Genomic DNA, 22,079 nt, shown 5'->3' on the forward strand with positions numbered 1-22,079 from the left:
TCCTGTCATCACTTGCGGTAGCGGTAGGGGATCTCCGTGGGATCACCGGTCGGACCGAACTCGCTGTTCTCGGGCGGATCCAGCTTCGAGCTCTCCGGTACGTTTTCGCCCATTTCGTCGAACCAGCCCCGGTTCATCGGGATGCCGCGCGGCGGGGTGGCGTCCTCCGGCGCGACGGGGATGCCCCGCGGCGGCGAACTGGGCGACACCGGCTGCGGCAAAGGCCCCGGAGGCGGCCCGGTCACCGGAGGAGCGGACGGCGGCGGGGTCATGGCGGGCGGCGGGGCGACCGGCATCGGCGGGCTCGCGGGCTGCGGCGGATCCGGCTGCGGTTCGGCCTGCGGCGGCGCGGCGGACTGCGTTTCCGGCGTGGCCGGAGGCATGCTCACCGCCGGAGGCGGCGCCTGCGCGGGCTGAGGCCGCACCGGCGGAGGCATGACCGGGGGCGCGGCAGGCGGCCCGGACTGAGGCGTGGCGGGCGGCGGGGATCCGCCCGGCGACGGCGGCGCGGCGGGCGGGGTGACCGTGCGCCACACCGGCGCCGGTCCGATGTTCATCGGCGCCGGGGCGCGCGGCGGCTGCGCGGTCACAGGCGGTGCGGCCTGCGAAGGAGGCGGTGGTGCCTGACGCCGCGCGGGCTTCGGGATCGGGTCGAGGCAGGAGACGAGCACCGTGGTGCTCGCCGGGTCCTCGATCTTCCGGCCGCTGCGCTCCCGGTAGATCATCTCGCCTTCGGTGTCCATCTCGACCAGGTAGCCGGCCTCCGCCAGCTGCTCCTCGTCGAGATCGACGAGCTTTTCGTACCGCGAAGGGACGACCCGGTAGATCGGCCAGGCGAGATGGGCGTTCTCGTGGTGGAACTGGGCCAGCAGGGCGGCCATCTGCTGCTGCCAGGGCAGCGACATCCCTTCGGCCAGCGAACGCGGCAACACCACGTAACCGGGGTCGACCCCCGGCCAGCCTTGCTTCAGCTGGTCGGCCAGCGGTGTGCTCGACGCCGGCCTCGCGGCCTGCCGCGCGGGTTGCGGAGTACCGAAAAGATCGCGGGGATCGACCTCCGGGCCGTGCGCCGCCGCGGGCTTGCCTCGCCTTCCGAATTTCCGTGCCACGCTCGTCATCCTCTGCCAGTGTGCGGCCGCTTGCCGGTGGACAGGCCGCCACTTCGGGTGAATCCGATGGTCCGCGGTCGCGAAACCACGCGTTCACCATGCTAAACGCCAGGACGGACCGCCTGCGCGACCACTTCGGCCTCGTCGAAGGAGAAGTCGCGGATGTGCACCGGGACCCCGGTCTGCTGCGCCTCGACGATCTTGCCCTCACCCAGGTACATCATCACGTGGTGGATGGTCGCCGGGTTCGACGGGACGGTGGCGAGGAACAGCAGGTCACCCGGCTGCGCCTGGCGGACCGGCAGCATCGCGCCGCCCTTGTACTGGTCACGGGAAACCCGCGGAATGATGATCCCGGCCGACTCGTAGGCCCGCAGCATCAGCCCGGAACAGTCGTAGGAATTCGGTCCGGTGGCGCCCCAGATGTACGGCTTGCCCTGCTCGCCGAGGGCGAACTTGATGGCCTGCGCGGCGGCCTGGCTCGGCGGCACCACACTGCCCACGCTCGAACCGCAGCCGACGACGTCGACGATCTGGCCCTCGTTCTGCACGAGGAGCGCCGCCATCGGCTCCCAGTTGTGATACCGGTCGGGGAAGCCGGACCGCTCCACCCGCTGCGCCGCGTCACCGGGACGCAGGTTCTCCCAGTCCGGCACGGCGAGCAGCACGTCGTAGAACTTGTTGACCTGGTACGGCGGGTCGGTGACCTGGGCGACGGTGCCCCAGCCCATCGACGGCCGCATCTGGAAGATGCCGAGCGAGTCGCGGTCGCCGTGGGTCAGGTTCCGCAGCTTGGACTCGGTCATCCCGGCCTGGATCGCCACCTGCCACGCGCGCGGCGACAGGGTCCGCTGCTTGCCGATCGAGATGATCAGCGCGACGATCCCCTTCTGTTCTTCGTCGAGCTTGTTGACGTCCGAAGAACCGCGATCGACCTGGCCGGGCAGGGTCGGCCCGATGGACGCGTCACAAGAGGTTTTGACGACGCCGCCCGCCTGCGCCTCCAGGTGGTCGGTCACCACCTCGGTGACCGTGTTCGTGGTGACCACCGCGGCGAAGACCGCGGCGATCAGCACGCCGATGATGATCCCGATCTTCATCGGGTCAGCCCGCTTGCGTGAACTTGGTGACCCGCCACCCGAAGTTCCGCTGGGTGACGGTGACCCGGACCTTGGGCCCGTCCGTCGGGACGTCCACCTCCATCGATCCGGCGAGCGAGGACACGACCTGCGGCTCCCCGGTCACCTTCGTGGCGGTGATGTTCGCGGGATCCACCGTCGTCAGTTCCCCGGCCAGGTATTCCTCGGTGGTGTACGGCCGCAATCCGTTCAGCCATCGCTCGGTCGTCGTACCGTCGGGATGGTTCGCCCATGCCGTCACCCACTCCTTGGCGACCCGGACACCGCTCTGGTCAGGTGGCGCGGACGACGGCGGTGGCTGGGTGGTGAGCCTCGGCGGCAACGTCGAGGTCACGGTCACCGGCGCCGCGACGCCCGGCCGCGAGGTGCTGGTCGTCGGAGAACCCGGCCCGGTGGCCAGCTGCCCCGGTTTGCCGACGGCCTTCGGCAGCAGGATGCCCACCGCGGTGAGGACCACCGCGAGGACCACCAGCGTGCCGGTGAGGTGGCGAGGTGAGCGCAGCGGCCAGCCCCACAGCCTGCGATAGACCGCGGTACGTCCGCGATTCGTCCGGATCGGCATGGGTCACCGGCCCACTGCGTGGTCGGTGTCCCGGAAGTCCTCGCGGACCTCGAGGCCGCGCGAAGGCCGGTACACCACGAAGACCTGCTTGCCCGCGACGACTTCGGGATCGACGCGGCGGGGACGCGGTGTGGACGGGCCCGGTTGCACCGGCACGACACCCGAGTGGTCGGGAATGGCGTAGCCGCCACCCGCGGAGTTCATCCGCGACGGCACCACGACCGGCTCCGGTTCGTCGCTCCAGCGCCGGTCGGCGACCGGCGACGTGTCGACGCGGCGGCTCGGCACTTGGATAGGGCTCCGCCCACCCGAGGTGAACATGGAGTCGCCGGGACTGCCCGCGGACGGGTTGTACTGGCCGAAGACCGGAACGCCTCCGCCGCCACCGCCGGAAGGAAGCGCGGCCATGCCGCCACCACCACTGCCGACCGCGCCCGGCCAGGGTGCTCCGGACCAGGCCGCGGCGGGCCGGATCGCGCCGGAACCGTTGTCGAGCCGCTGGGAACTGGCGAAGATCGTCGCCTCGGGCCGGAATCGCCCGCCGCCGACGGTCGCGCCCACGGGACCGCGGAGGTCGCCGTCGACGACGTCGTCGGTGTCGCGGACGTTCTGCCAGAACGCGTCCTGCGGCGTCTGCTCGTTGTTCTTCTTGCGGAAGCGGGAGAAGAGCCCGCCGCGTGGCGAAGGCGCCGCGCCGCCGACCATGCCGACGGACATTTCCACCATCTGCCACAGCCGCCGCACGGGACGGCCGACCATGAACAGCAGTACGGTGATGATTCCCGCCAGCACCATCTTGGTCAGCAGGGAAAGCGAGTTCCCCGCGGTGAAGATCGCCTCCAGCAGGAGGGTGTGCACACCCGCCAGCACCGAGAGCACCATGAGGTTGAAGGCGACCGCTCCGACCACCTTCAGGATGCGCTGCATGATCTGCGGCTGGAGCAGCGCGATCAGGCCGATCAGCGGAGCCGTCAGTACGAAGATCCTGATCAGCACCTGCGCGAGCAGGACCGTGGCCTTCGCCAGCAGCTGGAACAGCGAGTAGACGATTCCCTGGCCGAGGGAAAGGAAACCGGCGCCGACGCGGCTGCCGTCCTCGCCCGTGAAGTACCCGGTCGCCGGGCCGAGTTTGGTCGAGATGTCCTTGAACGCGGCCTTCTTGGAGTCCACCAACGCGGTGTCGGCATCACCGCCCTGCTGGATTTGGGGCCAGGTGAAGGCACGGGCGTCCAGCAGCGGCGGGCCGTATTGCAGTGCCTGTGGCGAGTCCGGACTGCCGAACTCCCCCCGGAGCCAGTTGTCGTAGACGACCCGGCAATGCAGTTCGGTCGGGACGCGGTCCCATGGCTCGCGCGCGGCGACGGCCTCCGGTGTCGCCTGGCACGGCTGTGCCGAGGGCGGGGTCGGCTGGTTCGGCGGAGGGGTCTTGGCTTCGTCGATGAAACCGGCCTGGATGTTGGTCGTGGTCTGCACGATCGCGTTGTCGATCGGATCGAGGAAACGCAGCAGTGCCAAGGAAGACGCCGCCAGCCAGACCGCGGCCAGGCCGTACAGCGCCCGTTTGCTGACCGCCGCGAGATCGCCACGCCAGATGTTGCGGAACAGCATGATCGACATGATCAGCGCGGCCAGGCCGAACAACTGGGCGTAGATGTTGTTGTAGACCTTTTCGGCCCCGGCCTTGACGGCGTTGTACAGCGGGCTGAGCAGGCTGCCCTGCAGCACGGTGTAGTGCAGCGAGTTCGTGGCGCCGACGAGGTTCTTGCCGATGTTGAAGAGCTGGTTTCCCGCCCAGGTGTCGATCGTCGAGTTGGGCGAGGTGATCCCGGCCAGCGGGCCGCAGTCGGTTTCGAAGGTGTCCCAGACATGTCCCGCGTATCCGTAGACGTTGTACGGGCTGCCACCTTCACCGCGAGCGGTCGCGGGCGGGTCGAGGGCGCCGACCATGCCGGCTCCGGGCCGTTCCGGGTTCGGCGCCTCACCACAGGCCGCGGCCGACGCCGCCGGAGCGGTCGCCACGGCCTGCAAACCCAGGATCAGCATGACGACGAACATCGTCGCGCGGCGGCTGGGCCTGCTCTTGCCCGGCCGCGGCCCCTCTTTGAGGCGGCGGCGCAGCGCGTGCCAGCCGGCGGCGAACGCGAGCACAGACGCCAGCGTGATCACCGTGTTCATGCGGCATCCCTGCCGGTGCCGCCCTTGCCGGCGCGCACGTGCTGCTCGCCCTTTTCACCGTTCGTGATGTGTCCATTTTGGACAGTGCCGTTGACCTCGCCCGTCTCGGCGGCCAGCGGGTCCGGGGCGCCGAGCATCTGCTCGTCGGTGAGGCCGACCTCGAGTTCGGCCGCGAGTTCGAGGTCCTCTTCGAGCTCGAAGTCGTCTTCCTCCGGCGGCGACGCCACGAACTGTTTCTCCGCCGGGGCCGCGAGTTCGTTACCCGGCCGGGAAGGCTTGGCGTCGGGTGAGCCCGGCGTCGTGTCCATGACCCGGCGCAGGTGTTCCAGGTGCGGCCCGGAGAAGTCGACGCGGATCCGCTCCACCCCACCGGCACCGTCACCGAAGATGAACTGGCGGGGCTCGACGTCCCGCTGGAGATCGCGGGACGAGCCGGGACGGCGGCCGAGTGCGGCCACCACCTGCTCGTAGCCGACGCCGACCGGGACCTTGAGCAGGCGCAGCGCGTCGGCCTGGGCGTCGTCGTCGTCGAGACGGCCGACGAACACCGAGTCCAGCAGTGCCACGAAACCCTGGATCTTCAGGAAGTCCGCGGGGATCTGCGAGGACAGCAGCACCCGGACGTTCCACTTACGCGAGTCACGCGCGAAGCGGTTCATCAGCACGCGACCGGTCGGGACCTCGGAGAGGAAGAACGCCTCGTCGATCCAGACGCCCTTGCGCAGTTCCTTCGGCTTCTCGTACACCGACCGCTGCGTCAGCCACGCGGCGAGGTTCAGCATCTCGACGCCGAGCGATTCCGCGTCCGTCCAGTACTCGCGCGGGACGCCGTCCTTGGGAAGGGTCAGCCCCGCCATGGTCAGCACGGTCATCCGGTCGTCGCGGGTCTCGGCGTACGGGTCCGCGTCGGTCTCCGGGATGAGCAGCGCCATCCGCTCGCGCATCTCGTCGAGGAAGTCCGCGACGACGACGGCGTGCTCGTGGTGCTCGCTGGAGTCCCGGCGCAACGCGTCGATGACCTGGCCAGGGTCGGCTTCGAACCGGCCGCCGACCGCGCGGACGGCGCGCAGCAGCACGATCCGGGTCTGCGCCATCCGCGAGACCTCGTACGGCAGGACACCGGTGAGGACGTCGAGCACGAGACGTCGCCGCGTCGCACCCGCGAGGGCCTTCTCCCGCCGCCAGGAACGCTCGGGGTCTTCCTCGTCCATGAAGTGCTCGATCTGCGGCTCGGCGACCACCCGGTACGGGTTGAGGATGCCGGGCTGCGCGTTGAGCAGGTTGATGTTCCGCGCGTACGGCCGCATCTCGGGCAGATCGCACAGGCGCGACAGCGGACCGGACGGGTCGAGGATCGTCCAGTGCGCGCCCGCGCGGAGTGTCTTGTAGACGATGCCGCCACCGAGGAACGACTTACCGCCACCGAGGCCGGCGACCATCGCGGTCAAGCCCGAACCGTCACGGATCTCCTGCGCCATCCACGGGTCCCACGCCACCGGGCGCCGGGTCGCGGTCACGGTCTCGCCGAGCAGGATGCCGCGGCGGTCACCCACTTCGGCCGTCGCCGTCGGCACCGACGAGGACGCCCACACGACCGAACCGCGGCGCATGTACGCCGCCGAGGCCAGCGGCTCGCCGGGGATGAATTCCCTGGCGAGCGCGTACTGGGCCTCGGGGTGTTCAACGGCGATCTTCGGCTTGTAGAGGTCGAGAAGCTGCTGGGCGAGGCGCAGCGCGTCACGCTCTGTCGGCCCGGAGACCGCCAGCCGCCACCAGGAGCGCACACGGGTGGCCAGCGCGGTGAAGCCCGACGTCATCTCGTCGTCGATCTCCAGCACCCGGCCCGCCTGGCGCGCCAGCGACTGCGGCGGCTCCAGTTCGTGCTCGTCGGTGTAGTGCTTGACCTGCGAGCGCACCTTGTTCATCTGGCGCTGCAGCTCACTGGCGACCTCTTCGGGCCGCCGGACGTAGATCCGCGCGGACACCTCGACCGCGGCGGGCAGCCGGTCCGCGTGCTGGATCCAGGGGTCGTCGACCTCGGGGATCTGCAGGCCGTGCATCTGGCCGACGGTGAGGACGGCGAGGTGCCGCGAGACCCCGGCGTTCGACCCGGTGCGGCCGCGCACGGTGACCGTCGGCGCGTAGGGCTCCGCGTGGAAGTCCGCCGCGTCGGTGAAGCTGGCGAGGTCTTCGGGTTCCCAGGCGGCGCCGGGGACCGCGGGCATGTGGCGCGGCGCGGGCAGGCCCAGCGAGCACGAGCGGTGCATCAACCAGGACATCTCTTCGGCGTGCACCGGTCGGCCTTCGAGCCCGGCCGAGCCGATCACCTGGTCGAGGTGCTCGACCTCGGAGTCGAGCGCGGCCAGTTCGGCGTCGACGGCCTCGGGAAGGATCTTGCGCAGTACCGGAGCGGCGCTCTCGACGGCGCGGTCGATCATCCGGCGGGTCTGCACCTGGATGCCGAGATAGACCTCCTTCTCGGCCATCGAGCGGCCCATGAGCTGCTGCTGCTCGCCGATGAGGTAGTCGTCGAAGGAGAGCGCGCCCTGGACGTCCTGGGGACGACCGACGGCGTTGTGCACATGAGCCTCGGCCCACATGCGGATCGGGTACGGCCGGTTGGTCACGCGCAGGTGCAGCCAGCGGCCCTGGAGCTCCGCGTACTGCCCGGCGATGGCCGCGATCAGGTCGCGACGCTGCGAGTCCGACCGGAACGACCAGCGCTGCGGCGCGAGCCGGTACCAGGCGTAGACCTCATGACCGGTACGTAACAGGTGCCCGTCGATGCTTCGCGCCGCGATCGACGGGGTGTAGGCAGGTATGGCCGCCTCCCCTGGCAGCCGCCTCCCCTTGCCGGCCTTCTTGGGCTGCGCGGAGCGGACCTGCTGGGGCTGGTTCCAGGCCCCTTGCTGCAGGTCACGATCACGTTTTCCTCGGCTTCCGCCGCGACCGAACAACGACTACCTCCCGGCCCGAGCCGCAGGGCGGCTCCGACGCGCTCTTGGTGTTCCCTGAGCTCCGGCGCCGCCGCCGTAGCCGTGTTGCTGGTACTGCCGTCTCCTGCGGTGCTTCGGCAGCGGGCGGGTCGCCCGCACCCGGACGCGGGACGCGCTGGCTGCGCCACCCGTACCCGTGGTCCGTTCTCTGGGTGAGTTGAGCTCTTTCGCCGCCATCGCGGCCACGGCGCCGAGCGGGCGCTCGTGGCTGATCTTGGCCGTGATCAATCTCGTGATCACAATTGTGGCGACGAAGGCCCAGGCGGTCGAGAAGAACCCGAAGCTCCAGCCCGCCCACCGTTCGACGGTGAGGACGAGCAGGAAGACCGGGATACCGACAAGCCACGCGACGTAGCGGGCTCTCCAGGGAAAAGTCGCTTTCGGCGGGCCCAGCCACACGGCGTCGACCCGGTAAACCTCGTCATCGGTACGGATACGCAACGCGGGCCCTGCCTCAGCCCGTGAAGAGGCCGGCGATCCACTGGCCCACGTTGACTCCGGCGCCGCTCACCGCGAGGCCGATGATCGCCAGCGCGATCACGACACCGGCGAGACGGCGCATGACACCGGCGTTGTCCCCCTTGCCACCGCCCAGCCACAGCAGCAGAAGTGCGACGGCCAGCAGCACAAGGGGGATGATGTTGTCGATCAGCCAGGTGCGGACGTTGCCGGTGCCGAGCTCGCCGGCGGCCAGCGTGTCGAGGGTGGTCAAGGTCATCATCGCATTACTCCCGGTGCGCGGAGAGGGGTTTCGCGCGGTTCTGGCTCGGTTGTGCTTCGAACATCATGGCGTCACGAGGGGTAGTGGTCAAAGCGCGCTCTGTAGACACCGTTTTGCCTACGAATTACAGAGCGAGGCACAGCACCACGACCATCCTCGGTCTCCATCATCGTTGCAAGGGTCGTCAGGATTAACCCCGGCCACCCGTATTTCGCAGTGTGCTGACGAACTCACCCGGTTGCGAGGTTCTTGCTCACTGTGAGTACGGATCGACGGCCGGGAATTGGGCCGCGACCAGTGTGACATGACTCGTTCGGTGGCTTTCCGCGAGTCCACTGCGTGAGCGCGTATTCGACAAAATTTATGGGCACCGATCAAGGGAAAGTCATGCTTCCGTTACCCAAAGCGAAAACTTAACCCGCATTTTCACTACATAGCGTGATTATCGGCCCGTGGAGAACACATTCGCCGGAAAAGCGCCGGCTTCGACAGCCTGGCGGCTCAACGGCCCACAGAGCTCGTGAAGCCGTTTGGTCTTCTCCTCGCCGAGGTGCTCCCAGGGCCCTGTCGACGCCGCGTTGGTGGCGGCTTCGACCCGTTCGCGAAGATCGTTCCCGGCCTCCGTCAAGCCGCCCTCGGCGTCGAGGACGCCCTTCTCGCGGAGAGCCTCGGCCGCCGCGTCCCACTGCTCGTCGCTCCAGCCACGGGAGGCCTTGGCCGCCGCGGCCTGGAAGCCCTTGCCCGTGGCGGTGTGCGTGACGAGAGCGTCGAGGCCGCCGAGACCGTTGAGGACGAGCGCCGCGATGTGGCCGTCGCCGCGGTGCTCACGCAACAAGGTGATGGCGTGCCAGAGGACGAGGTGCGGCTCGCTCGGCCAGTCGAGGTCCGCGTGCCCGGCGTAGAGCGGCCGCCCGTCGACCCGGCAGCCCCCGGTCGCCGCACGGGCTAGTTCGGCGGCCTCGGCGACCTCCTCGGAGTCGAGGGTGTCCTTGCCGAGAAGCCGGATCAGCGTCGCGTCGACGGCTTCGAACCGGGCCTCGATGATCCGGTCCGGGGTGGCCAGCGTCCACGCACGCGGGATGTAGCGGGCGACCAGCTCGGGATTGAAGTTGTAGAACGTGGCGGCGACGACGCCCGCGCTCACCGCGCCCATGGGGGCCGCGCGGCCCGCGAAGTACGTCATGCGCCCCGGCCGGAGCCCCGCGTCGGTGAGCGCGGCTTCCGTCTCCGGTGCGAAATAGGTGAGGGAATGCAGTACATCGAACGTTCCGCGGAACCGTCCCGTGACCCGACTCGCTTCGCCCATGAAGGCACCCTACCGGCAAGTAGACAGAGTGCGCAGCGTCCGAAGGGGCCGAGGCGGGGAGCAAGGGACCTTTGCTGTCACTTCCCAGGTCGGGGGCGGGTTCCGCGAGCGATCCGTGAGGCTGCCCTACTGCCGCCGGCCTCACCCCCGGTGCGGCGGCGCGGGCGCGTGGCGGGTCCCCAGCCACCCAGGCCAGGAGTACAGGAAGGCCCCCTTCCTCGCGCTAGGCAGAAGGAAGGGGGCCTTCGTACTCGGACGAGCCGGCGTGTAAGCCGGATCCTGTCCTCGCCTCGCCTTGCGGCTGGGCGAGTGGCGGTCATCCATCTAGGCCCGCCGTCGCCGACGGGCTCGAGCGGCCTACCCGCAGACTCGGGCGGGCAGCCCTCGGTCGTCTGCGCAGGAACCTCGCGGCTCCCTCTTGGCCTTGCTCCGGGTGGGGTTTACCTAGCCGTCCTGGTCACCCAGGACGCTGGTGGTCTCTTACACCACCGTTTCACCCTTACCTCCGCGAGCGGAGGCGGTCTGTTTTCTGTGGCACTGTCCCGCGGGTCGCCCCGGGTTGCCGTTAACAACCACCCTGCCCTGTGGAGTCCGGACTTTCCTCGAACCGGTCTCCCGGCTCGCGGCCGCCCTGCCGACTCGTCCGCCGGCGAATCCTACTGCACGGGCTCGGGCAGGCGGTTCAGGTTGTGCCGCCCGTCGGGTTCGATCACGAACCAGACGCGGTCGGTGCCCTGTCCGGTCCATTCGCCGGGCCGCGCGTTGCCGAACTTGCAGAGCGGCCAACCCGCCAAGGTCACCTGTCTGGCGCCTTCGAGACGTTCACGGTCCCCACTAGCGCGGGATCGATGCCGGTCACCGAGGCACGCCGAGCGGGCCTTGTGCGGGTCGTCGCGTTCGTAGCGGAAGAGGCGGCACCCGTCTCGTCAGCGCGGCCGGGCCCTCGGGATCAGCCGCCTGCCACCACATCGCGGCGCCCACGACGAGCGCCGCGAGGACGACGAGCATGGTCAGCCGCGATCGGCGCATCAGGCGTCTCCGTTTCTCCTTGACGGCCGGCGGGGTTCTGCTCCGCGATCTCATCGGTCCAATGAAGGACGGCGGACGGGCTGTCGAGGCCGACGACACCGGCGAGCACGACGTGGCCGCCGCGCGGCGCCTCGTGCCCGGTGACGCGCCGGATCCAGCCGGTGGCGCTCAGCACGCCCCAACGCCGGCGTCAGGCACATCGTCACGCAGGCGAACCGGGCCGAAAGCGTGGCGATGTCCCGCACCCCGCTGTCGTGGGGCGACGGGGCCGGGATGACCGCGAAGAGCGACACCGTCATGCGCGCCTGCCCGGCGAACCGAGCACCCGCACCACACCGAACGTCGCTCCCCCGGCGAGCCCCGCCATGAACACGCCGAGCGCGACGTCGCCACCGTCCCGTTCGGCGCCACCGGTGGCGACACCGTCAGTGAGATCGTCTCGGCGAGGCCGGTGCTTTCGAGCAGGGTCATCTGCCGCATGACGGTGTCGACGGCCGTCTGGGCGAAGGAACGCATCGCGTCGTCACGGGTGGCCGCCCGGACCTGTGAGGCGAGGCCGAAGATGCTCCCGTGCGCGGCACGGGCACGGTTGACGTAGACGCGGTCGAAGTCGGCGAACGCGGCGCCGGTGATCTCGTCGGCCCAGGACCGTTGCTCTTCGGTCGGCTCACCGGGAAGTTCGACACGGATTCTCGACGCGAGTTCGCGGGCCTGGCGTCGAGGCACTCGATTTCCGCGTAGGCATGGGCGGGCATTCCCGCCCATATCACCAGGCAGGCGATCACCACTCCGAGCAGCCGATAGATCATGTCACCCGTCCCCGTCCGTAAAGTGCCTCATGGGGGAGCACGGCGAACCGGAGCGACCGGTTCGATCTCTGTCCGCCCATGCCAGTGTGACGTGTATCACACGTCGCATTAGAACCGTTTCTCGCTGCCATACGTACCGGACGAACAATGGTAATTGGAGCACTACCGCACGTGACTTACGTCGATAGTCTGCGCTACGGTGTAGCGACCTGCGAAATCCTCCACCGCCGGGAGGTTGCGAACCTTATGGAAGCAGTGGGCAGAGGGTGCCGATTCGGCCGCGATCGCCAGGTCGCCGACCTGTCCGAAGTTCCTTCCGATGAGATGATGTTGTTGCTGCACAAGGACTTTGGAGACACGCTGTTCAGCCAGGTCCTGCATCTGACCGGCCATGATCAACAATGGACCGAAGACGTCGTCCAAGAGACACTGATTCGCGCCTGGCAACATTCGGGCATCCTGAACCGCGAGCCGGGAATGCTGCGTGACTGGCTGCTCACGGTCGCGAAGCGGATCGTGCTCGACGGCTGGCGAAACCGGCACGCCCGACCGCGGGAAATGAAGCTGGACAGTTCCGAAAACGCCGAAAAAGCGGACCAGACGGATCAGTCGCTGTCCGCACTCGTCATTTCGGAGGCGCTACGATATCTGGACAGCAAATATCAGGCTGTCCTCTACGAGACGTATCTGACCGGGCATACGGTCCGGGAGGCGGCGGCGATATTGGGAATCCCGGAGGGAACGGTCAAATCACGGCTGTACGCGGCTATGAGGACACTGCGACGGTCGTTAGGGGAACTGGGTTCGCGATGAGGAAGCGGAAGGCGAAACACACCGATGTCGCGGCCTTTGCGCTCGGTGTGTTCGATCAAAGCGAGGCATACGTCTTCGAAGAACACCTGAAGGGATGCGGGCGCCGCGGACGACAGGTCGCGGAATTCGCGTCGGTGGAAGCCGCGCTGGCGAAGGCCGATCCGCGCTACCTGTCCCCCGGCGCCGCACGGCGTCGCGGGCGGCTGTCACGGATCACGGCCAACCTCGTGGTGGTCCTCCTGATATGCGTCGTCGCGGCCGTGATGTCGTCACACCGGTCGTCCGGCCGGTGACTTCGACCAGCGACAGTTGCCGCAATCCGACACGAGGGTATCGACGGTGCATACCGGAGTAAATCCCGAGAGTCCCTTCAGCGGGTCTCGAAGCGCCACGCGCGCTCGGCCGTTCCCAGCGCGTGGACCACGATTGACGGTTTCCGGGGGCGGCGGGTTCACTCCGCGGCATGCCGGGAATCGAATCCGAACCACTCAAATTCGCCTATTGGGTCCCCAATGTGAGCGGCGGGCTGGTCACCAGCGACATCGAGCAGCGCACCGACTGGGGCTACGAGTACAACCGGGATCTCGCCGTCCTCGCGGAGAACAGCGGATTCGAATACGCGCTGAGCCAGGTCCGTTACACGGCCAGCTACGGTGCCGCCTACCAGCACGAATCAACCGGATTCAGCCTCGCGTTGCTGCTCGCGACGCAGCGGCTGAAGGTGATCGCGGCGATCCACCCCGGACTGTGGCATCCCGGAGTGCTCGCGAAGTTCATCGCCAGCGCGGACGTGATCTCCGGCGGGCGCGCGGCGGTCAACGTGGTCAGCGGCTGGTTCAAGGACGAATTCACGAACCTCGGTGAAGCGTGGCTCGAACACGACGAACGGTACCGGCGTTCGGAAGAGTTCATTCGCGTACTGAAGGAACTCTGGACGAACGACCACGCCGAATTCAACGGTGATTTCTACCGGATTCACGATTTCGACATCAAGCCGAAACCGGTCGGGCGGCCGCATCCGGAGATCTTCCAGGGCGGCAACTCCACCGCCGCGCGGAAGCTCGCGGGCCGGGTCTCCGACTGGTACTTCAGCAACGGCAAGGACTTCGACGGCTTCAGCGAGCAGGTTTCGGAGGTCCGTGGCTACGCGGCCGAGAACGACCACTCCGTCCGCTTCGGGCTCAACGGTTTCCTGATCGCGCGGGAGACCGAGAGCGAGGCGAAGGCCGTGCTGCGCGAGATCGTCGAGAAGGCGAACACCGACGCCGTCGAGGGATTCCGCAACGCCGTCAAACAGGCGGGAAGCTCCACTTCGGACAAGAAGGGGATGTGGGCCGACTCGGAGTTCACGGATCTGGTGCAGTACAACGACGGCTTCCGCACCGGGCTGATCGGCACGCCGGAGCAGATCGCGGACCGGGCCATCGAGTACAAGAAGCGCGGGGCGAACCTGCTGCTGCTCGGATTCCTGCACTACCTGGAGGACGTCGAGCACTTCGGGAAGCACGTCCTGCCGGTGATCCGGGCGAAGGAAGCGGACCTGGAGCAAGGCTCCGCCACCCCCGAACCCCTCACGCAAGTAGTCCTCTAGTTGCGGTAGTTGCGCGGCGCAAGGATCGCAACTAGAGGACGAAACGCGGAGGGGTCAGGGCAGGTAGACGGTCTGGCCCGGGTGCATGGTGGGGCCGCAGTCCTTGAGCGGCCCACCGAACCGCGCCGCCTCGACGTCCGGAAGGGTCTTCGCGGCGTAGTCCTGGGCCGCCTTCAGCTTCTCCGGGCTGGAGACGGCGTCCTTGCGCACGAAGTCCCCATTACGCGGCCCACCGCCCGGGTACACGAAGATCGGCTCGTAGTCGCGATCGATCCGCGGGTCGACGGTGATGCCGTTGCCCGCGGCCCACGGGCCCCACGAGTGAATGAAGGTCGGCTTGACCTTGTCGAACACGTAGTCGCGCAGCCCCGGCATGTCGCCGTTCTTGACGAAGTCCGCGACGTCCGCCTCGACCAGCCCGGCCATGTCGACCAGGTGCAGGCGGCTGGTCATCGACGAGCCACCGAGGTCGGGCAGCAGCAAGGACGCCTGCTGCAGGCCGAGGATGTCGGCGATGGTGTTGAAACCGCGGCCGAAGCGGTCGGCGATGAGGCACGCGGGCACTGTCGGAACCTCTTGGAACTTCTCCGACGACGACGCGAAGCCCATCCCGGACGGGATCGCGGCCGCGACCAGCACGAGCACCACGACGGCCCGCAGGACCGCGCGCGAACGGCGCAGCAGTTCGCCCGCGGCCAGCGTTCCCGCCAGCGCGGCGAGGATCCAGATCGGGGTGGCGAAGCGGTGCTGGCCCATCCAGTCCGGGACCATCACGCCGTAAGCGATGATCCCCAGCGCCAGCGGCGTGAGCAACGCGACCAGCGCACGCCGCCATTCCGCGCGGACGAGCGCGTAACCGACGGTCAGCGCCAACAGGATCGTCCCGGCGACACCGGCGTAGCCGACCAGCTCGAACGGCTGCTTCAGCGCCGAAAGGCCGGGAAGTCCCTGCCCCTTCGCGATGGACGGGTTCGCCAGCAGCCTGCCGAACTCCGCGATCCGCCAGGCGAGGTACGCGCCGAACGGGATCGCGAACGCGACCACGGAGACCACGATGAACTTGACGCTCTGCCCCAGCAGCGGCTTCCGCAGCTGGAACAGGACGACGAGCGGGTACGCGCCGCCGTAGATCAGGCCTTCGGGCCGGGTCAGCGCGGCGAACGCGACGAGCACCCCGGACCAGATGGCGATCTTCGCGGTGAGCACGGTGTTCTTGCGCACGGCCACGAACAGCAGCACCGCGAGCCAGGCGACGGCCATCCCGAACAGGGAGTTCTCCAGACCGGAGATGGTCCAGATGACGAACGACGGGATCGCGGCGAGAGTCAGCCCGACGACCAGCGTCGCCAGCCAGGCGAAGCGCGTGAAGACCTGCTTCGCGGCGACGTGGCAGGCAGCCAGCGTCCCGGCGGTGAACAGGAGCCCGAGCAGCTTCGGGAACAGGACGTAGTCGGGGAGGCCGAACAGCATGCCGCTGTCGAAGATCCCGACGAGCTTGCCGAGCGCCAGCAGCACCAGCCAGGTCGAGTTCGACCACCCCTCGACCGACGGCTGCCCCGGCTGCAGCACCGGGCCGAGTCCGTCGGCGAAGCTGCGCGCGTAGGAGAAGGTGATGGCCGCGTCGTCGACGATCCAGTGGCCGTAGAGGGTGGCGTGCCAGGCCAGCGCCGCGACACCGGCGAGCACCGCCAGGTACGGCGCGATCCGGGCGGCCGGGCCACGACGGGCCGACGTCTCCGCCGGGTCGGGCACGTCTTTTTCGGAAGCTTCGCTGAGTGCGCTCGCCGTCATGTCCCTGTCTTTGCCTTCTCGCTCACATGCCCGTCGCCGAAACTGTAGCCAATACCCCATCGGCCGTCCGCGACACGTCATATCCAGGCGTGATCCGCGACACATTCCCCCGCGTCAGGACAGATGCGAGATGTCGTTCACCAAGCGGACCGAAGCGTTGCCGTCCGGGTAGAACTCGACGATCGACAGCGAGGCCAGGTCCAGGTGCAGGCGGAACAGCAGCGACGGCCCGGCGTCCAGGCCCATCCGCAGCAGCGCCTTGATCGGCGTGACGTGGCTGACCAGCACGAGTGTCCGCCCGCCGTACTTCGCGATCAGTTCGTCGCGGGCCTTGCGGACACGGCGGTGGACGCCGTCGAAGCTCTCGCCGCCCGGCGCCGCGATGGAGGTGTCCGAGAGCCAGCCGGTCTGGAATTCGGGGTCGCGGTCCATGGCCTCTTTGAAGGTGAGGCCTTCCCAGTCGCCGAAGTCGGTCTCGATCAGCCCGGGGTGCGTCTCGACCCGGCCGCCGAGCGCGTCCGCGATCGCCTGGGCGGTCTGCTGGGTGCGGATCAGCGGCGAAGCGATGATCGGTGCGGCCTCGCCGTCGACGACCAGGCCCTCCATCGAGCCGAGGCGTTTCGCGGCGGCGGCCGCCTGCTGCTTGCCGTGTTCGGTGAGCGGCACGTCGCCGCGACCGGAGTAACGCTTGTCGACCGACATCGCCGTCTGGCCGTGCCGCACGAGGAGCAGTTTGGTCGGTGTGCCGGTCGCGCCGGTCCAGCCGACCGGGCTGATCCTGTCCTGCTTCACGGTCTTCGGCGCTTCTGGCTTCTTCGCGGCCTGAGCGCCGTCCATCGCCTCGTTCGCGAGCCCGTCCGCGTGCGAGTTCTCCGCGCGCGGGATCCACTCGTAACGCACGCGGGAAAAGCGCGCCGCGAGTTCCTTGGCCTCGGCGTTCAGCGGCCGCATCGACGGGTGCTTGACCTTCCAGCGCCCGGACATCTGCTCCACCACGAGCTTCGAGTCCATCCGGACGTCCACTGTGGACGCTCCGAGCTCGGCGGCCGCGGTGAGCCCGGCGATCAGACCGGAATACTCGGCGACGTTGTTGGTCGCGATGCCGACGTAGGCCTTGCGCTCGGCGAGCACCTCACCGGTGACCGCGTCCTTGACGACCGCGCCGTAGCCGGCGGGCCCGGGGTTGCCCCGCGAGCCGCCGTCGGCCTCGATCAGCACGTGGTCGGTCACAGGCCGGACTCCAGCGTGCGCACCAGGATGGCGCCGCAGTTCTCGCACTGGATGACGTTGTTCTCGGGTGCGGCCTTGATCTCGGCGATTTCGCGGCGGTCGATGTCGAGCTGGCAGGCGCCGCAGCGGCGGGCCCGCAACAACGCCGCGCCGATGCCCTTGTGCGCGCGGATCCGCTCGTAGAGCTTCAGCAGGTCGTCCGGGAAACGCGGAAGGAGCTTGGCGCGGTCTTCGTCGCGGCGTGCCTTCGTGGTGTCGAAGTCGGTGAAGTTCTCGTCGCGGCGGCGGACGGCTTCGGCGACCTCGTTTTCGGCCTTCGCGACTTCGGCGCTGGTGCGCTGGGCGTCGAGGTCGAGCGCCTCGCGGCGTTCCATCAGTTCGAGCAGGTCGTCCTCTAGCGCGGACTGACGCCGGTTGAGGCTGTTCAGCTCGTGCTCGATGTCGGTCATCTGCTTCGCCGCGACGGAACCGGATTCGAGGAGCTTGCGGTCGCGGTCGCCGCGGGCGCGCACCGACTCGATCTCCTTTTCCTGGCGGGCGATCTCGCGATCGAGGTCGGACGCCGCGGTCTGGACCGAGACCAGCGCGTCACGTCGATCGCGCACCGTCTTCTCGCCCGCGTCGATCTCGGCGATTTCCGGCAGGGTGCGGCGGCGGTGGGCGGTACGCGAAAGCTCCGCGTCCACCTTCGCGAGTTCGAGCAGCTGGCGCTGGACGGCGGGGTCGGCCTTCACGGTGCTCCTTGTAGTTTTAGTGCTCGGTTCGGGTGGCCCGTAGCGTCCACGGGTCGGTGCACCGCGTGGAGATGTGAACGTCGACGTTACCCGCAAACGCGGCGCGGACGACGGCCGAGGCTTGCTCGCACCACGGCCACTCGCTCGCCCAGTGTGTGACGCCGACCAGCGCGGGGACTTCGGCGATCTCGGCGAGGTGTTCGCCGGCGGGATGATGCCGGAGATCGGCGGTGACATACGCGTCGACCCCGGCGGCGGTGGCACGCTCGAGATAACTGTCGCCGGAGCCTCCCGACACGGCGACACGGCGGATCAGGCGGGCCGGATCACCCGCGCCGTAGACGCCGGGTTCCGTGCGGGGCAAGGCATTCGCGACCCGTTCGACGAAGACGGAGAACGGTTCGGGCGCGGGCAGTTCGCCGATGCGGCCGATACCGGTGACGCCGTCCCCGCGGGGGTCGAGCGGGCCGAGGACGGTCATGCCGATGGCGTCGGCGAGTGCGTCGGAGACGCCGGGTGACGCGGAATCGGCGTTGGTGTGCGCGCAGTAGAGGGCGACGCCCGCGCGGATCATGCGGTGCACGAGGCGGCCCTTGGTGCTGTCGGCGGGGACGCCGTGGACGCCGCGCAGCAACAGCGGATGGTGCGCGACGATCAGCCCCGCGCCGTCGGCGATCGCCTCGCCGACGGTCTCGTCGACCGGATCGACGCAGAACAGCACCTTGTCCACGTTCTCGGCCGGGTCGCCGCAGACGAGTCCGACGGCGTCCCACGATTCGGCGAGTTCGGGCGGGTACGCCTGCTCGAGGGCGGCGATGACTTCGGCTAGCGCGGGCACCCGGCGATTTTCGCACGTAGCGTTTCCGGGCACGCGACTTCGGGTGTCGATCTTCGCCGTGGTCCTGCTCCTCGTGGGCCTGCCCGCGCCCGCTTCGGCGTCTTCGGGTTCCTGGACGCTGACCGAGCCGGCCGCCCAGCGCGTGCGGATCGCCGACAAGGTCGCGGCCGCGAAGTTCGGCACGCCGTCGCCGATCGACGACCCGGTGCGCGAACAGCAGATCCTCGACTCGGTGGCGGCGAAGGCGCCCGGTCTCGGCCTCGACTCCGGCGGCGTGGTGCGGTTCTTCCGCGACCAGATCGAGGCGAACAAGGTCGTGCAGCGGGGCCTGTACGGGCGGTGGACCGCGCCCCCCGGTTCGCGGCCGCCCGGACGACCCGATCTGGCGACCAAGGTCCGGCCGGTGATCGACCGGCTCAACGCGGTCCTGCTCGCCGAACTCGCGGCGACCCGGGACGCGCGAGCGCGGCGGTCCTGCGACGCGCGGCTCGCGGTCACGGTGCGGCTGGTCGACGCGCGGCGCGACCTGGGCCGGTTGCACTCGGTCGCGTTCGGGGAGGCCGTCGGGTCCGCTTGCTCCCGCCCCTGACCTCGAGGCGGAAGCAAGGGACCTTTGCTGTCACTCGGGGCGCTGACCTGCGAAAAGAGAGCAAGGGACCTTTGCTGTCGCCGGTGGCCGAGGGGGTGCCACGGCCGCGGAAGCAAGGGACCTTTGCTATCGCGCCCGGCTCACTCCAGCGCCTTCGCGTCCTTGTTGACCGCCCAGCGGCCGGCCGCGCGCATGACGCGGCCCGTCCACAACATGGCCCGATACGCCTTCGTCGAGTGATCGGGGAGGTCGGAGTAGTCGACCTGATAGGGCGCGACGGACGCGCTCGACCGGAGGTGCAACGGCATCCTGGTCATCGCCTCTTTCGGCGATCTCGCCTGGACGAAGTGGTGCTCGGAAAGGATCCGCCCGACCTCGTAGGGGTGCGGATGTTTGACGGTGATGCGGTACCAGCGGAGCCCGGTTGCCGGGGATTCCACGGTGGGTGTTGGGGCGCTCATACGCGACCTTCCTGCGTGTTTCTCTCCAGGAGGTCTACTCCCGCTTCGTCCCGGCTTTCCAGCTTCGCGCGCCCGGAAGCCGTTCGGAGCCGGTGAGCGGTCGATCTCCCCTGCCTTCACACTGATCGGGTGCTGCACATCGTCTTCGTCTGTTCCGGCAACATCTGCCGCTCGCCGATGGCCGAACTCGTCTTCCGCGCGAAGGTCGAGGAGGCCGGTCTCGATCACCTCGTACAGGTGTCGAGCGCGGGCACCGGCGGCTGGCACGTCGGCGAGGCCGCCGACAAGCGGGCCCGCGCGAAGCTGGCCGAACACGGTTACCCGACCGGTCACGTCGCGGCCGAGGTCGATCGAGGTCATCTCGCCGCCGACCTGCTGCTCGCCGCGGACGACAGCCACTTCTCGTTCCTCCGGCGCAAGGTTTCGGATCCTTCGAAGGTCCGCCTGCTGCGCGAGTTCGACCCGTCCGCGCCCGAAGGCGCCGAGGTCCCCGACCCGTACTACGGTGAAGACGACGGTTTCGAGGACGTCCTCGGCATGATCGAGCGGTCCGTTCCCGGCCTGCTCGACTGGGTGCGCGCACACGCTTGAGGCGGACCGCTTACCGTGGTGGGGTGCGGTTGAAGTTCCTGCTGAAGCCCGGGTGGCTGGCGTTGACGTTGGTGGTGTTCACCTTCGCCGCCTGCTGCTTCACCCTGCTGGCACCGTGGCAGTTCTCCCGCGACACCGAACGCGAACACCAGAACGCGGCGTTGCGGGAGTCGTTCACCGGGCAGCCGAGGTCGCTGGACCAGCTGCTTCCCGGCGGAGCCGCCCCTGACCAGCGCACCGAATGGCATCTGGTCGCGATGAAGGGAACGTACCTTCCCGAAGGTGAGGTCGTGGCCCGTCTGCGCTCCGTACAGGGCGAAGCGGCCTACGAGGTACTGACGCCGTTCCGGACCGTCGAAGGCACGGTCGTGCTGGTGGACCGCGGTTACGTCCGGCTCGACGACAAATCGCGCGCGCTCCCTTTCGAACCGCCGCCCGCTGGGACCGTCGACATCATCACGCGGGCACGTCACGACGAGCGGGACGGGAAGAGCCGCGACGCTTTCGCCGACGAGTCGACCGGCGGGAAGCTGCAGAGCTACGTCGTCGATTCGCAGGTCGTCGCGCGGGCCGCGAAACTCGACATCCGGCCCGGCTATTTTCAGCTCGACGTTGAACAGCCCGGCGTGCTGGGTGCGCTGCCGCTGCCACAGACCGACTCGGGTCCGTTCTTCTCCTACGCGCTCCAGTGGATCGCGTTCGGGGCCATGGCGTTGATGGGCTGGCTGTACTTCACCGTCCGCGAGCTCAAGCCGGGCGGCGTGCTGACCACCGAACGGCCGCAGCGGCGCAAGAGTGTCGCGGAGATGCTGGCCGAGGACGAACGCTCCGAAGTGGCCACCTGATCCGACGCGAAACTGGACCTTTTATAGGTCCACTCCGCGTGCTCATACTCGGACATGCTGATTCACCCGTGGGACGCCGCCCACGACGACGCGGACTGGAAGGCCTGGCTCTCCGGGCACGACTTCGGCCAGCTGATCGCCGGTGGTACGGGCCGTGACCTGCCGGTTGTCAATCCGGTGCACTTCGTCCACGACGGCGACCGAACGGTCCTGCTGCACCTCGCGCGCCCCAACCCGGTATGGCCACTGCTGGAGGAACACCCGCGGGCGCTGCTCGCGGTGACCGACGACCACACCTACATCCGATCCGGCTGGAACACCCCCGCCGACCCACCGCACGGCGTCCCGACGTCGTACTACGCGTCGGTGCAGCTCGAATGCGACGTCCGGCTGGTCGATGACGTCGAGGAGAAGGCGGCGCTCCTGGACCGGCAGCTCGCGCATTTCGAGCCCGGTTCGGGCCGGTTGGGAGTGAGCGCCACCGAGGTGCCGGACAAGCGGCTGCTGCCGGGGATCCGCGGCGTCGAGCTGACCGTGACGGGGGTGCGGGCGAAGTTCAAGTTCGGCGGAAACAAGCAGCCGGCCGACCGGTCGCGGATCGACGCCGAGCTGGAGCGGCGCGGCGGCCCGATGGACTCGCGGGCACGGGCGCAGCTGGCCCGGCGAGAGCGATAGCAAAGGTCCCTTGCTCTCTTCCCGCAGGTCAGCGGTGCGGGTGGTCGATCGGGGATGTCGCAGCCCAGGCCGAGA

Annotated in this window: 23 protein-coding genes and 1 other RNA gene; 7 read left to right on the top strand and 17 right to left on the bottom strand. The window is 68.8% G+C overall.

Annotated features, from left to right (window positions below; genetic code table 11):
• Positions 1-8 precede the first annotated feature (8 nt).
• The 12 genes from ACM6LR_RS00165 to ACM6LR_RS00220 all read right to left on the bottom strand — a co-directional run bounded on the left by ACM6LR_RS00165 (position 9) and on the right by ACM6LR_RS00220 (position 11,763).
• Positions 9-1,109 (bottom strand): hypothetical protein, encoded by a 1,101-nt coding sequence (locus ACM6LR_RS00165; RefSeq protein WP_414935516.1) that lies wholly within the window; start codon positions 1,107-1,109, stop codon positions 9-11.
• 101 nt (positions 1,110-1,210) lie between these two features.
• Positions 1,211-2,209, bottom strand: a complete 999-nt coding sequence (locus ACM6LR_RS00170; protein WP_414935517.1) for a C40 family peptidase — start codon at positions 2,207-2,209, stop codon at positions 1,211-1,213.
• Positions 2,210-2,213: 4 nt separating this feature from the next.
• Positions 2,214-2,810: a hypothetical protein gene (locus ACM6LR_RS00175; RefSeq protein ID WP_414935518.1), complete on the bottom strand. Its 597-nt coding sequence runs from the start codon at positions 2,808-2,810 to the stop codon at positions 2,214-2,216.
• A 3-nt stretch (positions 2,811-2,813) separates the two neighbouring features.
• A complete protein-coding gene (locus ACM6LR_RS00180) occupies positions 2,814-4,985 on the bottom strand; it encodes a magnesium transporter (RefSeq protein ID WP_414935519.1) in 2,172 nt (723 codons plus the stop codon).
• Positions 4,982-7,942: an ATP-binding protein gene (locus ACM6LR_RS00185; protein ID WP_414935520.1), complete on the bottom strand. Its 2,961-nt coding sequence runs from the start codon at positions 7,940-7,942 to the stop codon at positions 4,982-4,984. Before ACM6LR_RS00185 ends, ACM6LR_RS00180 begins: the two co-directional genes overlap by 4 nt.
• Before the next feature lie 3 nt (positions 7,943-7,945).
• Positions 7,946-8,422: a hypothetical protein gene (locus ACM6LR_RS00190; protein WP_414935521.1), complete on the bottom strand. Its 477-nt coding sequence runs from the start codon at positions 8,420-8,422 to the stop codon at positions 7,946-7,948.
• 13 nt (positions 8,423-8,435) lie between these two features.
• Entirely contained in the window at positions 8,436-8,702 is a 267-nt protein-coding gene (locus ACM6LR_RS00195) for a hypothetical protein (RefSeq protein ID WP_005166545.1), read from the bottom strand.
• 442 nt (positions 8,703-9,144) lie between these two features.
• Positions 9,145-10,008, bottom strand: a complete 864-nt coding sequence (locus ACM6LR_RS00200; RefSeq protein ID WP_414942946.1) for an SCO6745 family protein — start codon at positions 10,006-10,008, stop codon at positions 9,145-9,147.
• A gap of 252 nt (positions 10,009-10,260) precedes the next feature.
• Positions 10,261-10,650, bottom strand: an RNA gene (rnpB, locus tag ACM6LR_RS00205) — RNase P RNA component class A.
• Between the two features lie 14 nt (positions 10,651-10,664).
• Complete coding sequence (locus ACM6LR_RS00210; RefSeq protein ID WP_414935523.1) at positions 10,665-10,808, bottom strand: hypothetical protein; 144 nt, start codon at positions 10,806-10,808, stop codon at positions 10,665-10,667.
• Positions 10,809-10,957: 149 nt separating this feature from the next.
• On the bottom strand, positions 10,958-11,212 hold the full coding sequence (locus tag ACM6LR_RS00215) for a hypothetical protein (RefSeq protein ID WP_414935524.1): 255 nt from the start codon (positions 11,210-11,212) through the stop codon (positions 10,958-10,960).
• A complete protein-coding gene (locus tag ACM6LR_RS00220; RefSeq protein ID WP_414935525.1) occupies positions 11,206-11,763 on the bottom strand; it encodes a DUF4142 domain-containing protein in 558 nt (185 codons plus the stop codon). Before ACM6LR_RS00220 ends, ACM6LR_RS00215 begins: the two co-directional genes overlap by 7 nt.
• Positions 11,764-12,092: 329 nt before the next feature.
• Between ACM6LR_RS00220 and ACM6LR_RS00225 the strand changes: the two genes are divergently transcribed.
• From ACM6LR_RS00225 to sfnG, 3 genes are all read left to right on the top strand, one after another.
• The gene (locus ACM6LR_RS00225) at positions 12,093-12,659 is read left to right on the top strand and encodes a sigma-70 family RNA polymerase sigma factor (protein ID WP_414937035.1); all 567 of its coding nucleotides are present in this window, start codon (positions 12,093-12,095) and stop codon (positions 12,657-12,659) included.
• A complete protein-coding gene (locus tag ACM6LR_RS00230) occupies positions 12,656-12,952 on the top strand; it encodes an anti-sigma factor (protein WP_414942947.1) in 297 nt (98 codons plus the stop codon). The genes ACM6LR_RS00225 and ACM6LR_RS00230 overlap by 4 nt, the downstream gene beginning before the upstream one ends.
• Before the next feature lie 170 nt (positions 12,953-13,122).
• Positions 13,123-14,250, top strand: coding sequence for a dimethylsulfone monooxygenase SfnG (sfnG, locus tag ACM6LR_RS00235; protein ID WP_414942948.1), 1,128 nt, complete (start codon positions 13,123-13,125; stop codon positions 14,248-14,250).
• A 54-nt stretch (positions 14,251-14,304) separates the two neighbouring features.
• Here sfnG and ACM6LR_RS00240 read toward each other — a convergent pair whose 3' ends face one another.
• From ACM6LR_RS00240 to ACM6LR_RS00255, 4 genes are all read right to left on the bottom strand, one after another.
• The gene (locus ACM6LR_RS00240) at positions 14,305-16,041 is read right to left on the bottom strand and encodes a hypothetical protein (protein ID WP_414935527.1); all 1,737 of its coding nucleotides are present in this window, start codon (positions 16,039-16,041) and stop codon (positions 14,305-14,307) included.
• A 114-nt stretch (positions 16,042-16,155) separates the two neighbouring features.
• Positions 16,156-17,271, bottom strand: coding sequence for a bifunctional RNase H/acid phosphatase (locus ACM6LR_RS00245; RefSeq protein ID WP_414935529.1), 1,116 nt, complete (start codon positions 17,269-17,271; stop codon positions 16,156-16,158).
• A complete protein-coding gene (locus ACM6LR_RS00250; protein WP_414935530.1) occupies positions 17,268-18,005 on the bottom strand; it encodes a zinc ribbon domain-containing protein in 738 nt (245 codons plus the stop codon). The genes ACM6LR_RS00245 and ACM6LR_RS00250 overlap by 4 nt, the downstream gene beginning before the upstream one ends.
• Before the next feature lie 16 nt (positions 18,006-18,021).
• Positions 18,022-18,843: a Nif3-like dinuclear metal center hexameric protein gene (locus ACM6LR_RS00255; RefSeq protein WP_414935531.1), complete on the bottom strand. Its 822-nt coding sequence runs from the start codon at positions 18,841-18,843 to the stop codon at positions 18,022-18,024.
• 43 nt (positions 18,844-18,886) lie between these two features.
• Here ACM6LR_RS00255 and aroQ point away from each other — a divergent pair, with 43 nt between their 5' ends.
• Positions 18,887-19,432: a gamma subclass chorismate mutase AroQ gene (gene aroQ, locus ACM6LR_RS00260; protein WP_414942949.1), complete on the top strand. Its 546-nt coding sequence runs from the start codon at positions 18,887-18,889 to the stop codon at positions 19,430-19,432.
• 140 nt (positions 19,433-19,572) lie between these two features.
• On the opposite strand, the gene ACM6LR_RS00265 is transcribed toward aroQ, so the two are convergent.
• On the bottom strand, positions 19,573-19,893 hold the full coding sequence (locus tag ACM6LR_RS00265; protein ID WP_414935534.1) for a hypothetical protein: 321 nt from the start codon (positions 19,891-19,893) through the stop codon (positions 19,573-19,575).
• A 129-nt stretch (positions 19,894-20,022) separates the two neighbouring features.
• Here ACM6LR_RS00265 and ACM6LR_RS00270 point away from each other — a divergent pair, with 129 nt between their 5' ends.
• The 3 genes from ACM6LR_RS00270 to ACM6LR_RS00280 are packed head-to-tail and all read left to right on the top strand — an operon-like array spanning position 20,023 to position 22,004.
• Positions 20,023-20,484, top strand: a complete 462-nt coding sequence (locus ACM6LR_RS00270) for a low molecular weight protein-tyrosine-phosphatase (protein ID WP_414935535.1) — start codon at positions 20,023-20,025, stop codon at positions 20,482-20,484.
• 23 nt (positions 20,485-20,507) lie between these two features.
• The gene (locus ACM6LR_RS00275; protein WP_414935536.1) at positions 20,508-21,329 is read left to right on the top strand and encodes an SURF1 family protein; all 822 of its coding nucleotides are present in this window, start codon (positions 20,508-20,510) and stop codon (positions 21,327-21,329) included.
• A gap of 54 nt (positions 21,330-21,383) precedes the next feature.
• A complete protein-coding gene (locus ACM6LR_RS00280; RefSeq protein WP_414935537.1) occupies positions 21,384-22,004 on the top strand; it encodes an FMN-binding negative transcriptional regulator in 621 nt (206 codons plus the stop codon).
• The last annotated feature ends 75 nt before the right edge of the window (positions 22,005-22,079 follow it).

The organism is Amycolatopsis sp. cmx-11-32 (genome assembly GCF_047608695.1).
Lineage (GTDB): Bacteria > Actinomycetota > Actinomycetes > Mycobacteriales > Pseudonocardiaceae > Amycolatopsis.

What these genes read in the sequence shown, in the direction of transcription:
- ACM6LR_RS00170 (WP_414935517.1), bottom strand. Translation starts at nt 2,209, where the DNA reads ATGAAGATCGGGATCATCATCGGCGTGCTGATCGCCGCGGTCTTCGCC.
- ACM6LR_RS00175 (WP_414935518.1), bottom strand. Translation starts at nt 2,810, where the DNA reads ATGCCGATCCGGACGAATCGCGGACGTACCGCGGTCTATCGCAGGCTG.
- ACM6LR_RS00180 (WP_414935519.1), bottom strand. Translation starts at nt 4,985, where the DNA reads ATGAACACGGTGATCACGCTGGCGTCTGTGCTCGCGTTCGCCGCCGGC.
- ACM6LR_RS00195 (WP_005166545.1), bottom strand. Translation starts at nt 8,702, where the DNA reads ATGATGACCTTGACCACCCTCGACACGCTGGCCGCCGGCGAGCTCGGC.
- ACM6LR_RS00200 (WP_414942946.1), bottom strand. Translation starts at nt 10,008, where the DNA reads ATGGGCGAAGCGAGTCGGGTCACGGGACGGTTCCGCGGAACGTTCGAT.
- ACM6LR_RS00225 (WP_414937035.1), top strand. Translation starts at nt 12,093, where the DNA reads ATGGAAGCAGTGGGCAGAGGGTGCCGATTCGGCCGCGATCGCCAGGTC.
- ACM6LR_RS00230 (WP_414942947.1), top strand. Translation starts at nt 12,656, where the DNA reads ATGAGGAAGCGGAAGGCGAAACACACCGATGTCGCGGCCTTTGCGCTC.
- sfnG (WP_414942948.1), top strand. Translation starts at nt 13,123, where the DNA reads ATGCCGGGAATCGAATCCGAACCACTCAAATTCGCCTATTGGGTCCCC.
- ACM6LR_RS00240 (WP_414935527.1), bottom strand. Translation starts at nt 16,041, where the DNA reads ATGACGGCGAGCGCACTCAGCGAAGCTTCCGAAAAAGACGTGCCCGAC.
- ACM6LR_RS00265 (WP_414935534.1), bottom strand. Translation starts at nt 19,893, where the DNA reads ATGAGCGCCCCAACACCCACCGTGGAATCCCCGGCAACCGGGCTCCGC.
- ACM6LR_RS00280 (WP_414935537.1), top strand. Translation starts at nt 21,384, where the DNA reads ATGCTGATTCACCCGTGGGACGCCGCCCACGACGACGCGGACTGGAAG.